11 protein-coding genes are annotated in these 12,701 nt (G+C 58.4%); 4 read left to right on the top strand and 7 right to left on the bottom strand.

Annotated elements, in window-relative coordinates; translation table 11 throughout:
• On the top strand, window positions 1-189 hold a 189-nt coding region (locus tag GOB86_RS15940; protein ID WP_206752705.1), incomplete at its 5' end, for a hypothetical protein.
• 80 nt (window positions 190-269) lie between these two features.
• Here the strand turns inward: GOB86_RS15940 and GOB86_RS10670 are convergent.
• Window positions 270-1,232: a LysR family transcriptional regulator gene (locus GOB86_RS10670; RefSeq protein WP_165992313.1), complete on the bottom strand. Its 963-nt coding sequence runs from the start codon at window positions 1,230-1,232 to the stop codon at window positions 270-272.
• A 288-nt stretch (window positions 1,233-1,520) separates the two neighbouring features.
• Here GOB86_RS10670 and GOB86_RS10665 point away from each other — a divergent pair, with 288 nt between their 5' ends.
• Window positions 1,521-3,869, top strand: a complete 2,349-nt coding sequence (locus tag GOB86_RS10665; protein ID WP_242012614.1) for a TonB-dependent receptor — start codon at window positions 1,521-1,523, stop codon at window positions 3,867-3,869.
• Between the two features lie 135 nt (window positions 3,870-4,004).
• Window positions 4,005-4,886 carry a Zn-dependent hydrolase gene (locus GOB86_RS10660; protein ID WP_165992312.1) on the top strand — a complete coding sequence of 294 codons (882 nt, stop codon included), beginning with the start codon at window positions 4,005-4,007 and terminating at the stop codon, window positions 4,884-4,886.
• A 35-nt stretch (window positions 4,887-4,921) separates the two neighbouring features.
• Here GOB86_RS10660 and betC read toward each other — a convergent pair whose 3' ends face one another.
• Complete coding sequence (gene betC, locus GOB86_RS10655; protein WP_165992311.1) at window positions 4,922-6,460, bottom strand: choline-sulfatase; 1,539 nt, start codon at window positions 6,458-6,460, stop codon at window positions 4,922-4,924.
• Window positions 6,461-6,579: 119 nt separating this feature from the next.
• Here betC and GOB86_RS10650 point away from each other — a divergent pair, with 119 nt between their 5' ends.
• Window positions 6,580-7,509, top strand: coding sequence for a LysR substrate-binding domain-containing protein (locus tag GOB86_RS10650; protein ID WP_165992310.1), 930 nt, complete (start codon window positions 6,580-6,582; stop codon window positions 7,507-7,509).
• A gap of 110 nt (window positions 7,510-7,619) precedes the next feature.
• Here GOB86_RS10650 and GOB86_RS10645 read toward each other — a convergent pair whose 3' ends face one another.
• The 5 genes from GOB86_RS10645 to epsC all read right to left on the bottom strand — a co-directional run bounded on the left by GOB86_RS10645 (window position 7,620) and on the right by epsC (window position 12,545).
• Entirely contained in the window at window positions 7,620-8,039 is a 420-nt protein-coding gene (locus GOB86_RS10645) for a DUF6691 family protein (protein WP_165992309.1), read from the bottom strand.
• Window positions 8,036-8,455 carry a YeeE/YedE family protein gene (locus GOB86_RS10640; protein ID WP_253544154.1) on the bottom strand — a complete coding sequence of 140 codons (420 nt, stop codon included), beginning with the start codon at window positions 8,453-8,455 and terminating at the stop codon, window positions 8,036-8,038. The genes GOB86_RS10645 and GOB86_RS10640 overlap by 4 nt, the downstream gene beginning before the upstream one ends.
• A gap of 3 nt (window positions 8,456-8,458) precedes the next feature.
• On the bottom strand, window positions 8,459-10,105 hold the full coding sequence (locus GOB86_RS10635; RefSeq protein WP_165992308.1) for a cysteine desulfurase: 1,647 nt from the start codon (window positions 10,103-10,105) through the stop codon (window positions 8,459-8,461).
• On the bottom strand, window positions 10,092-11,465 hold the full coding sequence (locus tag GOB86_RS10630) for a family 2B encapsulin nanocompartment shell protein (RefSeq protein WP_165992307.1): 1,374 nt from the start codon (window positions 11,463-11,465) through the stop codon (window positions 10,092-10,094). Before GOB86_RS10630 ends, GOB86_RS10635 begins: the two co-directional genes overlap by 14 nt.
• A 246-nt stretch (window positions 11,466-11,711) precedes the next feature.
• Window positions 11,712-12,545 (bottom strand): serine O-acetyltransferase EpsC, encoded by an 834-nt coding sequence (epsC, locus tag GOB86_RS10625; RefSeq protein ID WP_165992306.1) that lies wholly within the window; start codon window positions 12,543-12,545, stop codon window positions 11,712-11,714.
• Between the last annotated feature and the right edge of the window lie 156 nt (window positions 12,546-12,701).

Here is a 12,701-nt window from a genome sequence, read left to right as displayed (position 1 = left end):
CGTCGATATCGCCTGCCATGCCTGGAACCAGCTCGTCGATCAACCATGGCGCATCATGTCAATCGGACTGCGCAAGTGGGCTCATGGGTTATAGCAATCAACGGTTGGTATCAGTCGGGTAAAAAAGACGGTCACGCCATTTTTTTTGCCCAAGTGTTGAAAAAAGACGCCTGTCGATCGTCTTATTAACGAGAGCGGTCAGCAGCATGTTGGCCAGCCCTGCTGGCTCCGGGGTATGGCGCTCCAGCGCGCGAGGGCGTGGTTGGCGCTCAGTCGGGCTTGAGTCTGTCGCCCATCAGTCTGGGTTTGCCCAAAAGCTGCTGTGGATTATTGTCAAAACCTTGAAAAATCTTTTTGAATTTTTCAATAATGAAGTGCGCGCTCGGTGAGAGAACGCGTGTTTTGGGGATAATGAGCGAGAGCTTTTGCGTTGCAAGCTTGGTTTCGTTCAGTTCAATAAACTGGGCTTCATCCTCATTATAATGCCCAAACGCATCAAGATCACGCATGATCGCAATGCCCAGATTTTTTTTCACCATATCGCAAACAAGCGTAATATTGTTGGAATTAAACACAATATCGTACGGCATGTCTGTTTCTTCCAGCAGTTCCTTGACCAGCCGCCACAGTGTGGTGGAGGAGTCCGGGGCTACAATGGGGTAGCCCGTGCAGTCCGTTACCCGCACATCTTCCATGTGTGTCAGCGGGTGGTTACGCGGCACCAGCACGCCAAGGCGGGACAGGGCCTCGGCCTCCACACTCAGGCCCGCAAAAGACGGGGGGTCAAATGTAACCCCCAGATCACAGTCCCCCGCCCGGAGCAGAATGGCGGCCGTGGCAGCCGTGGCTACGGTAACCTTAAAGCGCAGGCCCGGACTGTCATCATGCAAAAGCATGATCACGGAGGGGATAAAGCTGACCGCCAGCCCATCGGCCACGGCAATGCGGACCTCTCCCCCCCGTGCATTTTTAAGTTCGGCCAAGTGGCGGTGCAGGGCTGCTTCCTCCTTGCCCCATCGGGTGAGTTGATGAAAAACCGCCTCCCCCGCAGCCGTAAGCCGCACCCCGCCAGAGACCCGGTCAAACAGCCGTACTCCCAGTGTTTCCTCCACATTCAGGATCTGCCGGTCCACGGCAGAGGCGGCAATGTTCAGGTGTTCGGCCGCCTTACGGATGGAGCCATGGTGGATGACCTCCAGAAAATAGCGCGAAAACTTGGTCAGGAGCACCATGTCCGTTGCCCTTTTGTCATGTTGCGATCCGAGTGGAGCATGTTGGGAAGAGAATAGGTAGAGCTTAAACAAGAATAAACATAATCATTTCTTAATCGCACCGAAATGTCCCGGCACGTGCAGAAAAAGGCTACACAACGTGCAGAATTTAGCGCTTCCAAAGAGGCATATACAAACGATACGTTACATAAACAGAACAAAGAGTTCTAACAGGCTGCGGCTGGGCTAAGTAAAAAAGAACTTAAAAACAGTCTTTTAGGCGGAAGACTGTAGGGGCGGGCACAAACAATGCAAATTTTTTCGTTAAGGCACAGGCTGTTCGTATCGGCATCGGGCATTCTGGTTTTGGCAGCACTCCATGACACGGCACGCAGCGCTACGGCAACGGCTGCGGGCAGTGTGCAAACGTCCAACCGGGTGGAAACGAGCGGCCATAAAACTCCCGCAAAGTCGTCCGTGCTTGCGCAGGGCAAGGAAAATGTTGACGTAACCTCCAACAGGCAGACCGTCAGTCTGGCAATGGATGGTGGCGGCGGGATGATGCGGCGCGAAACCGCTGCCTATTCCGTACAGACAGTGACAAAACAGTTTATTGACCAGAAAAGCCCTACAAGTAGTGTGCTGGACCTGATCAAGACCATGCCAAGTCTTAACGTGTCCTCGGCGGATACATCGGGCATGCATGGTGGGGGCATTGAAAGCCGTGGCCTGACGGATGCGGACATGGCCATTCTGCTTGATGGCGTGCCCGCAAGCAGTGCCGGATATATTGACCAGAACGTGGATTCTGAAAACCTTGAGCGTATTTCCGTAAGCCCCGGTGCCATGGCAATGGAAGCGCCGGTCACCACAAGTGCCGGTGGTGTGCTGCGCGAGGAAACCCTGACCCCGTCCCATAAAATGGGCGGCACAATGGATTTTTCTTACGGCACGAACAACCTCTCGCGCGAGTTCCTGCGCCTCCAGTCGGGGGATATTGGCAATACGGGCGTGCGCTTTTATGTATCGGGTTCACACACCCATGCCCGGCAGTGGATGGGTGAGGGCACAAACGACCGCCAGCACATTGATTTTGGGCTGCAAAAGGACTTCCAGAACGCCTCCAGCGTAAAGCTGTATTTTTCGTGGAACAACAACCAGATCATGGTTGATAACTACGCAACGGAAGAACAGTACAAAAACTACAAGCACACAGGAACCGGCTACAACCGGAGCGGCTATAGCGCTACGGGTGGGAACGATAATTACTGGAAAAACAATATCTCCCACTTCAATACGGTTTTTCTAGTCATGCCGGTTCATGTTGTGCTGAGCAGAAAGCTGACGTTGGACATAACCCCCTATTTTTACGATGCTCTGGGCTGGGATAGCTGGGGTGTCGGGCAGTCTTCTGCCGGGCAGTATGTTCTGGGCAATGGTTCGGCATTGCCCGGTGGGCAGCAGCTTGTTCAGTCATGGAACGCATATAGCCAGCCCGATGTGGGGGTAACCGCAAGGCTGGGCTATGATATTGACAGCCATAACCATTTTTCTGTCGGTTACTGGTATGCCAACAATTTTTCCAAGATCGGTCTGCCGGTCAATGTGTCCTACAGTGGGGCGACAACGCCGGGCAATTCCAACACCGCGCTCTACACGCCAGACGGCAAGCGCGCACTGGGGGCGCTGACAAACACGGGGTATGAAATCCACTCCATTTTTGTGCAGGATGAGGCCCGTTACCTCCATAACAAGCTGCGGATTAACGCGGGCTTCAAGTTCATGATGACAAATTACTGGATGAAGAACCTTCTGGCGTCTTCCTCCACGCCTGGTGCGCGGCTGGGGGCAAACTCCACGGTGCCTTTGCCGCAGCTTTCCATTTCGTATGATATTGACGATCACAGTCAGGTTTACGTGCATGGGGAGGGGGACTTCCGCCAGCCCGATCCATCCGCCATTCAGGCGGCGACCGGCCTGCCCAAAAACCAGTATTCGATCAAGGAGGAACTGGGCTACCGGTACCACGATGACCATGTGATGCTCGATCTGTCTTTGTTCAACTACAACATTACCAACCGCCTGATGAGCACCTACCTTGGGGGCGGCGTGTTTGGCAGCGCCAATGCGGGCAACCAGACCGTGCGTGGTTTTGATCTGATGGTGGCCGCGCGGCCAATCCACCACTTCAGCCCCTATGCGTCGTTTGAGTACCTGCACGCGACCATGGATTCCAACGTGCCGTATGGCACCAGCTACCTGCGGACCAAAGGGCATGAAGTGCCCATGGCGCCCAAGGTCATGGCCAATTTTGGTTTGTCCTATGATGACACGCACTTTTTTGGCAACTTTGCCCTGCATTACGCCAGTTCCCAGTCGGTTACCCTTACGGGGGACCAGCGCATGCCCGGCTACGTGACGGACAGCCTGAGTGTTGGTTATCGCTTCAAGCCTTTTTCCTTCCTCAAATCACCTACGTTTAAAATGAACTTTCAGAACCTGACTGGCGCTGTGGTGCGCACGGGGCCGGTCGGTATTGCAACCAACGCCGCACAGGGGCAGCTGATGGATGGCAGCACACTGGCGGCGGGGAGTGGAGCGCAGTTTTACGTTCTGCCACGCTTTAGCATGACGGGAACCATTTCCACGGATTTCTGAGACAGCAAAAAAAAGAGGTCGCCCCACGCATGCCCTGCCCACGGACCGGTAGGTGGAACAGGGCTGGGGCGACCTTTGTGGCATGGCGTGCATGGCGCTGCCGGGATTGAGTGCCGGTTTATGTTGGTGGTTTAGATGGATAAGCAGGAGCGGATTGTCGAGCACGATGCAGGGGCTCGTGCAGTCAGACGATGTGAAGAACTTGGATGTGACCCTTATAGCGATATGCGCGGTGGCCTGTACCGCCCATACCTTGGCACCGCGCACAAAGCGGCAGCGGAGGCGCTGCGGGGGTGGATGCAGGGTGCAGGCATGAGCGTGCGCACGGATGCCGCGGGCACGATGATCGGCCGGTATGAAGGGAGCAGTGCCAACGCACCCGCGCTGATGATAGGCTCGCACATAGATAGTGTGTGGAACGGCGGTTTTTACGATGGTGCGCTAGGCGTAATGCTGGGTGTGGAATGTGTGGCAGCCTTTGCCAGACGTGGGCTGCGGCTCCCCTTCGCCCTTGAGGTTGTGGCTTTTGGGGATGAGGAAGGGTCGCGCTTTCCGCTTTCCATGCTTGGTTCCAGAGCCATGGCGGGCAAAGCTGTGGGGGATGTCGGCCAGATGCGTGACCGCAATGGCACAACCTTGCAAGAAGCCATGCAGGGTGTGGGGCTGGACGTTGGCAGAATGGGCGAGGCCCGGCGGCGGCGGGAGGATATTCTGGCCTATCTGGAAGCCCATATTGAGCAGGGGCCTGTGCTGGAGCATGAGGATGCACCGCTGGCGGCGGTATCGGCCATAGCGGGTATTCAGCGGTTTTACATCCGCGTGCAGGGGCAGGCGGGCCATGCGGGCACCGTGCCGCTGCACATGCGCCATGATGCACTGACAGCCGCGTGCGAGATGGTGCTGGGCATTGAGACACTGGCACGTGCGCACACGGCAGATTTTGTGGCGACAGTGGGCTTTGCGGGGCGGCATTGGCTGCGTAAACCGTGCCGGTGGAGAGCACCAGAGCAAAGGTGATCCGGTGCGTGATGGGGGTATGAACCATGGCTGTTCTATCCGTTCCTCTGGTAGGGGAGCCGGGCTTCGGCCTCGAGCTGTTCCAGAGGTTTGTGATTTCTGATGTACTGGCGGTGTGCGTTTGCGGGGGGCTGGTAGTCCCATGGCGTACAGTGCCCCGTTGCCAGCGCCTGCTTGATCAGGGCGCGCCGTGCCTGACTGTTCACCACGCTGCGGTACAGGCTTTCAAAGTCCCAGCGGCGTTGGGCTTCTTGTAAAAAAGCAGCGGCGGTTTGGGCGTGGTCGGGGAGTGGGGCCAGATTGCGGGTTTCATCCGGGTCAAGCTGTATGTCGTAAAGCTGGTCCGGGTCGGAGGGGGTGTGGACAAACTTCCAGCGTCCACGGCGGATCATGATCGTTGGCGCAAAAGTGCCCTCGCCCAGATATTCGCCAAAAACTTCGTCCTGCTCCAGTGGTGCGCCCATAAGGCAGGGGGTCAGGTCGCGGCCATCGGTCTGGGTTATGGCGGGGGTGCGGGCCAGCGCGCACAAGGTCTCGCCCACATCGGCCAGACTGACCGCCTGTGTGACCCGCCGGGCCTGCCCCTGACCGGGAAGGGAGATGATCAGCGGCACACGGCCCGCGCCCTCGCAGAACGACATTTTGTACCACTGGCCATGCTCGCCCAGCATTTCACCATGATCACTGGTGAAAACAATGGCGGTTGTTTTGTCCAGCCCGGTTTCGGCCAGTGTGTCCAGCAGTTGCTTGAGCTGGTGGTCAATGTAGGAGATCGCGCCAAAATACGCCCGGCGGGCGCGCAGGATGTCCGCCTCCGTTGGAGGGGCGGCATGAATGCCGCAGGCCTCGCGAATGCGCAGTTCGGCCGGGTGCGTGGGGTTGGGGGTTGCCACGCGGGGGAGGGGTATGGGGGTGTCCTCGTACAGGTCCCACCATTTGGGGGTGATGTTGAACGGGTCATGCGGGTGGGTAAAGGACGCCACAAGGCAAAAGGGGCGTTGTTGGGTATTGGTGCGGGCCAGATCGTACAGCTTGCGCCGGGTGGCAAAGGCCACTTCCTCGTCAAAATCGAGCTGGTTGGAGCGTAGGACCGGGCCGGCGTTGAGCACGGAATCCATGGAGTGGTACCAGTCCGGGCGGGTGTTGCGGTCGGTCCAGTCGGGCACCCATGTAAAGTCGGCGGGGTAGATGTCTGTTGTCAGACGCTCCTCAAACCCGTGGAGCTGGTCTGCGCCAACAAAGTGCATTTTGCCTGCCAGAATGGTCTGGTAGCCGCCAAGGCGCAGGCGGTGGCCAAAGGTTGGAATGTCGGAATGCCATTCGCAGCCATTGTCGTACACGCCACTGCGCGAGGGCAGCAGCCCGGTCATGAAGGTGCTGCGCGAGGGACCGCATAGGGGGCTGGCCGTATAGGCATTGGCAAAAACCGTTCCCTGTCTGGCCAGTTTTGTCAGTGTGGGCACCTTGATAACACTGGGGTCCTGCCCGCCAAGGAGTGCTGGCAGAACGCAGGCCGTAAGCTGGTCGGCCACAACTACAAGAAAGTTCAGAGGCGCTGCGGACTGCTCGCTCATAACGTGAATTATCTCCACCCACAAAACAACACTATGATGATCGTTAGTTTTTATATAAGCACATAAAATATGTTATTTGTGATGTATGTTCATACTTATCCGTGGTATAAGCTAGCTTTATGACACCCAACCAGATTGAGTATCTGCTCCGCTCCCTGCGTATTCTGGAAACCATAGGCCGGTGCGGCAGCTTTAGTGCCGCAGCAGCGGAGCTTGGCATGTCCCAGCCCGCCATTAGCCAGCAGGTTGCACAGTTGGAGGGTGTTCTGGGCCTTACACTGTTCCGTCGGCTGCACCGGGGTGTGGCCCCGAGTGACGCGGGGCAGATCCTGCACACGGCGGCGGCAGATGTGCTGGCCAGACTCCACGCGGCCATGCAGACCATAGATTCCTGCAACGCCCCAAAAAGCCTGACCGTGCTGACCGATTACGGGTTTGCCGCCAACTGGCTGCTTCCCCGCCTGTCTGATTTTGAGGGCCGTTATCCGGAACTGGACCTGTGCCTGCTCACCACACAGGCCCGCCAGATGGGGGGGGTGTCCGATCAGGCGGATATTTCCATTCTGTTTGGCAAAAAGCCCGATGCGGCAGGTGGGGAGAGCCTGCGTTTGTTTGCGGAGGAAGCCTACCCCATATGTAGCCCCCGCTACCTAGAGCAGATGGGGGTACTTGCCACCACAGCCGACCTTGCGCGTGGCCGCCTGCTGGATCTGGATAGCCCGGCCCAGCACTGGTTTACGTGGCAGGACTGGTTTTTGCTGGCGGGGCAGTCCGCCCGGCCCGCAGGTAAAACCAAAAATTCCCTGCTATTTGGCAATTACCCCCTGCTGCTTCAGGCTATTTTGCAAGGGCAGGGGATTGGTCTGGGCTGGCGTCCGCTTATAGATGATTACCTGCAAAGCGGGCAGATCGTGCTGGCATGGCCAGAGCCGATCCGCAGCGAGCGGGGATATTTTTTATCCATCAATCCCGACAAAAAAAACAGGGCGGCCGCATTCAGGCACTGGCTGCTGGAGCAGGTGCAAACAAGTCCGTTTGTCAGGGCGTAAAAGTGGCAGACGGGCTAGGCCGGGCAGGACTGTTCCATAGCAGCATAGCCCGGCATGCGGCCTGTGCCATGCCGGGTGGTGAGCAGGGGCGGCGAACATGCGCCTGTGTTTTAGGTGCTGTTTTTACGCCCGGCCCAGCGCCCACCCAGCCAGCCAAGGGCTATACAGGCCACAAGAACCACCGCTTTTGCACCGTCCAGCCCCAATAGCACCAGTGCTGGACCGGGGCAGACGCCACTCAGCCCCCACCCCACGCCAAATAGCATGGCCCCCATGACCAGCCCCTTATCGGGCGGCCAGCGGCGTGGCCAGTGTAGTGCCTGCCCGTTTGCATCCAGCCCTTTGCGCCGCAAAAGCCAGAAGCCGGGCAGGGTTATGGCAACAGCGCCGCCCATAACGCCCGCCAGAATGGGGTTCCATTGCCCGGTTATGTCCAGAAAACCCAGAACATTGGCCGGGTTTGCCATGCCAGAGAGCCACAGCCCACCACCAAACAGCAGGCCGCATAAAAACGCGACAATCACGCTCACAGCCCCCACCCTCCCAACCGGGTTACAAAAACGGTTGCCATGGCAACACTCATAAAAATGGCAACCGCCACCAAGGACCGACCAGACCTGTTACCCAGCCCGCACACGCCATGCCCGCTGGTACAGCCATTGGCCAGCGCGGTGCCAGCGCCAATAAGCAGACCGGAAACAGCAAGGCGCAGCCAGCTAGTATGGGCAAAAAGCTCCGGCACGGCAGCGCCCGCCACGCGGGCCAGCAGGCCGGTTGCAACCAGCCCGGCCAGCACCCCCCACCGCCACCGTTGGGTAGGGTGGCGCAAGGCGTTGCCCAGAATGCCACTGACCCCCAGAATGTGCCCCTGTAGCGCCATAAGCAGGACGGCGGCTGTGCCAATCAGCATGCCGCCGCCCACTGCCGCCTGCCATGCTGTGCTCACGGCCTAGCGCACCAGTTGCCCAAGGGCGGCCACCAGCGCATCCACATCCTCAAAGCTGTTATACAGGCCAAAGGATGCCCGCACCGTGGCCTCCACCCCAAACCGGCGCAGGGCTGGCTGGGCGCAATGGTGGCCCGAGCGCGCGGCAATGCCGTGCCGGTCAAGGTGTTTGGCAACGTCGGTTACACTGTGCCCGTCCACAATAAAGGAGAGCACACTGGCCTTGGCCTGTGCCGTTCCAATAATGCGCACGCCGCGCAGGCGTTCAAACTGCTGTGTGGCGTAGTCCAGCAGGGCATGTTCGTGGGCTGCAATGGCGGGCAGGCCAAGACCTTGCAGGTAGTCTACCGCAGCCCCCAACCCGACTGCTCCGGCTATATCGGGCGTGCCGGCCTCAAACTTTTCGGGCAGGCCCTGGAATTCGGTATGGGCAAAGGTTACGTCCCGGATCATATGCCCACCTCCTTGCCACGGAGGCATGGCCTCCAGCAGGTGGCGCTTGCCGTATAGAATGCCAATGCCTGTTGGCCCGTAAATTTTGTGGCCTGAAAGCACCAGAAAATCCGCATCCAGCGTAGCAACATTGAGTGGCAGATGGGGGGAGGACTGTGCCGCATCCACCAGCACGGGCACTCCTGCGGCGTGCGAGAGGGCAATAATCTGCTCAATGGGGTTAATGGTGCCCAGCGCATTGGCAACATGCGTGACCGATACAATTTTTGTGCGGCCAGAAAGCAGTGCCGCAAAGTTGTCCAGCAGCAGTTCCCCCCGGTCATTAACAGGAGCAACCTTGAGCACTGCCCCGGTCTGCTGTGCTAGCAACTGCCACGGCACAATGTTGGCATGGTGCTCTATGGTGGTGATCAGAATTTCATCACCCGCCCCTATGTTGGCCCGGCCATAGCTCTGGGCCACAAGGTTTATGGCCTCGGTCGTGCCGCGCACAAACACAATTTCCGCCGCCTCGCGCGCGCCAATAAAGCGCTGGAGTTTGGTGCGTGCGCCCTCAAACGCATCGGTCGCGCGGGCGGCCAGCGTGTGGGCCGCGCGGTGGATGTTGGAGTTGTCATGCTCATAAAACGCGGAGGTGGCGTCAATGACCGCGCGGGGCTTCTGGGTGGTGGCGGCGTTGTCCAGCCAGATCAGCTTATGGCCGTTTACCTTCTGGTGCAGGATGGGAAAATCCGCCTGAATGCGCCCCACATCATACCCACCCGGCGTGCGGGGGATTGCGTGCGGTGCTCCAGATTTTGCAAGTGCTGCGGCTGTGGCATGGCGCAAAAAATACGGGACATCATGGGGTTGCCCCACCGTGGCGGGGGGCAGGGTGGGCGGCGTATGGACTGGTGGGGTGTGGGGGAGTGCAAACGTGCCACTGAAAAAGGGGGATGTTACGGGCTCCTCCCACGGGCGGGGGGGCGCGTCCTGTGGTTTTTGCGAAACCGGGTGCTTGGACCAGACGGGTTCGTAAATGGAGGCATCCGCCCCCGATGCAAACGGGCGGGTACCCTGCGCGCCCTGTGGGGGCACGGCGGGGGTGTTTGGAGCGGCAGATGCCGCCCCATGCCCCAGTACATCGCGGAACGCCTGCTCAACCGCACGCTGCTGGGCCAGACCTTGCGGGTCTGCCAATGTGTCAGGTGTAGTCATAATAGCTCCCGATCTGCACGTTATCGAGCCGGGCAATGGCGTCTTCCACCAGCACGGCGGCGGAGAAGTACCGTGTGATCAGGTGCGATGCCACGGAATGCTGGTCCGTGCCGCTATACCGCACGGAAAGACCGGGTTCGACCTCCCCCGTAACTCCGGTATTGTGCAGGCCCACAACGCCCTGTTCTTCCTCACCCACGCGCAGGAGCAGGATGGAGGTCCGGCCATCAGGGGTTACGGGAATTTTGTCTGATGGCACAAGGGGAATGCCACGCCACGTAATAAAGGGCGAACCAAACAGGTTAATGGTCGGTGGCGGCACGCCCCGGCGCGTGGCCTCGCGCCCGAAGGCCGCAATGGCTTTGGGGTGGGCAAGGAAAAACCCCGGTTTTTTCCATACTTTTGTCAGCAGTTCGTCCAGATCATCTGGCGTGGGGGGGCCGCCGCGTGTGGGCACGCGCTGGGCAATGGCGGTTTCGTTCAGCAACCCGAACTCGGGGTTGTTGAGCAGTTCCCATTCCTCCCGCTCGCGGATCACGTCAATGACCACGCGCACCTGTTCGCGTAGCTGGTCAAATTCGTTGCTGTACAGGTCGGTAATGCGCGTATGCGTGCGCAGGACTGTTTGAATGGAATGAATGTAGTATTCGCGCGGGTGGTCCTGATAATCCACAAAAGTGGTGGGCAGTTTTGGCTCCCCATCCACGCTGGAAAGGACCTGAATGGCGGCCTCCCCATACTGGTTGACATCCGTGCTGCTGGCCGGGTCCTGTGGGGTCAGGGCGGTTTTCAGCCACGCCGTGCTGGCGATCTGCTCGGGGGGGAGGGAGAGCACGGTTGTTTTGCCAACGGCGCGCAGCCCACGGCTGCTCTGGCCGGAGGGCACAACAAAATGCTGCCCCGATGCTGCAAACAGGTGCCGCACGGAACGTGCTGCCCCGTTATCCGCATGTTGTTGCACTGTACCAGCAGCCACAAGGACCAGTGTGCCTTCGGGCAGGGCAAGGTCCGCGCCATCGGGCTGTGTGTGGCGCTGGAGTTTGCTCACAAGGTCATGGATCTGGGTATCCGTGGCCTGAGAAAATTCCGGCAGTGCGCGCAGGCTTTCCGGCACGGGCTGTGCGGCGGCTCCATCCCCCGTAAAGAGCACCCCACCAAAGCGGGAGGAAATAAGGCGCCGCCGGTTAACGCGGAACACGCCGCCGCCAACATTCACCCATGGCAGCAGCAGGTGCAGCCAGCGCGGGCTGCGTTCCAGATTTTGCACACGGGTAACATGCGCGGTCGAAAGCTGGCGGGCGGACAGGTTGCGGTCAAGTGCGGAGGCACCTGCCACATGAACAGACTGTGTTTCAGTCACGGTCAATAGTCTTTCATATATTGGGAGTATTTAAAGATGTGGAATGATCAGAAATGGTTTTCCGAGCCGTGTGGCTCAATCAACATCGATTTGTAAAAAGCACAGTAGGATACATGGTCATGCTCCTTTTTATAACGAATCAGCAGCTCTGATCCGGATTACCTGTTCAGCGTAGCACCCGATGGAGAGAGGTCAACATTAAACTGCAAAATAATGTTAAATATATTATACCACTAAACTGATATGTTATATAAGATAATCAATGGAAGGGAATGACAGGTCCATTGTCAAAACAGGCCAATGGGCATGGCTGTTTACGTAACGTGCCGGGTTGCCCGCAACAGCGGTAAACGGACTGACCGGTTTGACAACCACGGCCCCCGCACCAATTTTTGCCCCTTCCCCAATTTCTATCGCGCCAAGAATCTGTGTGTCTGGTCCGATCAGCGCGCCACGCCGCACCGTGGGGTGCCGTTTGCCCGCATGCTTGCCCGTGCCACCCAGTGTTATGTCGGACATAAGAACAACATCGTTTTCCACCAATGCTGTTTCACCAATCACAATGCCGTATCCGGGGGCAAGAACAAGCCTGTGCCCCAAGGTTGCGGCCGGGTGAATATCAATCCCCATAACTTCGGAAACACGGCTTTGCAGATGTAACGCAGAAAGGTGCAACCCGTTCCGCCACAAAATATGGGCCAGACGATAAGCCTGCACGGCCTGAAAACCCTTGAGGTGCATAAAAGGGGTCAGGTAGTCCCTACGGGTGGGGCTTTTGGTGGCGTAGGCCTGTAAATCCTGTGCGGCAGCAACCATAATGGCAGGGGATTGCTCCAGAATGCGGCAAAAAAGAGCATACAGTTCCGCAAAGGGAACGATGGGGTCACCCAGTTTTTCGGCTACAAGACGTGCCAGAAGTGTCCGCGCCGGTGCGGTGTGCTGGGCCGCATAGTCCGGCCAGAGCCGCTTGGGAGCGGGGTCTTGCAGTTCGGTTTGCAGCCTGCTCCATATTCTGTGGGCAAATAGTGCGTTGTGCTCATGGGTTGCGGCTGGATGGGGTGGCTGCATTGTTTTGACCATAATGCCCGCCTTTTTCCGAAGTTTTGGAAATGATCTGGTGCGGAAATAAAAATCTCGGCCGCGTCTGCGCTCCCCCATGACCTGTAGCGAGGGCATGGAACCGCCCCTTGCAACCGCATCAGGCCGTTGGGGCGCAGTATGGCGCGCGGGCAGGGG

Source organism: Acetobacter lambici, from assembly GCF_011516885.1.
Lineage (GTDB): Bacteria > Pseudomonadota > Alphaproteobacteria > Acetobacterales > Acetobacteraceae > Acetobacter > Acetobacter lambici.
Note: the sequence above shows the minus strand (reverse complement) of the source record. Positions and strands in the feature narration are given on the sequence as shown.

Excerpts from the sequence above, each read along its gene's own strand:
- GOB86_RS10670 (WP_165992313.1), bottom strand. The coding sequence starts at position 1,232 with ATGGTGCTCCTGACCAAGTTTTCGCGCTATTTTCTGGAGGTCATCCAC.
- GOB86_RS10660 (WP_165992312.1), top strand. The coding sequence starts at position 4,005 with ATGGATAAGCAGGAGCGGATTGTCGAGCACGATGCAGGGGCTCGTGCA.
- epsC (WP_165992306.1), bottom strand. The coding sequence starts at position 12,545 with ATGGTCAAAACAATGCAGCCACCCCATCCAGCCGCAACCCATGAGCAC.
- GOB86_RS10650 (WP_165992310.1), top strand. The coding sequence starts at position 6,580 with ATGACACCCAACCAGATTGAGTATCTGCTCCGCTCCCTGCGTATTCTG.
- betC (WP_165992311.1), bottom strand. The coding sequence starts at position 6,460 with ATGAGCGAGCAGTCCGCAGCGCCTCTGAACTTTCTTGTAGTTGTGGCC.
- GOB86_RS10635 (WP_165992308.1), bottom strand. The coding sequence starts at position 10,105 with ATGACTACACCTGACACATTGGCAGACCCGCAAGGTCTGGCCCAGCAG.
- GOB86_RS10665 (WP_242012614.1), top strand. The coding sequence starts at position 1,521 with ATGCAAATTTTTTCGTTAAGGCACAGGCTGTTCGTATCGGCATCGGGC.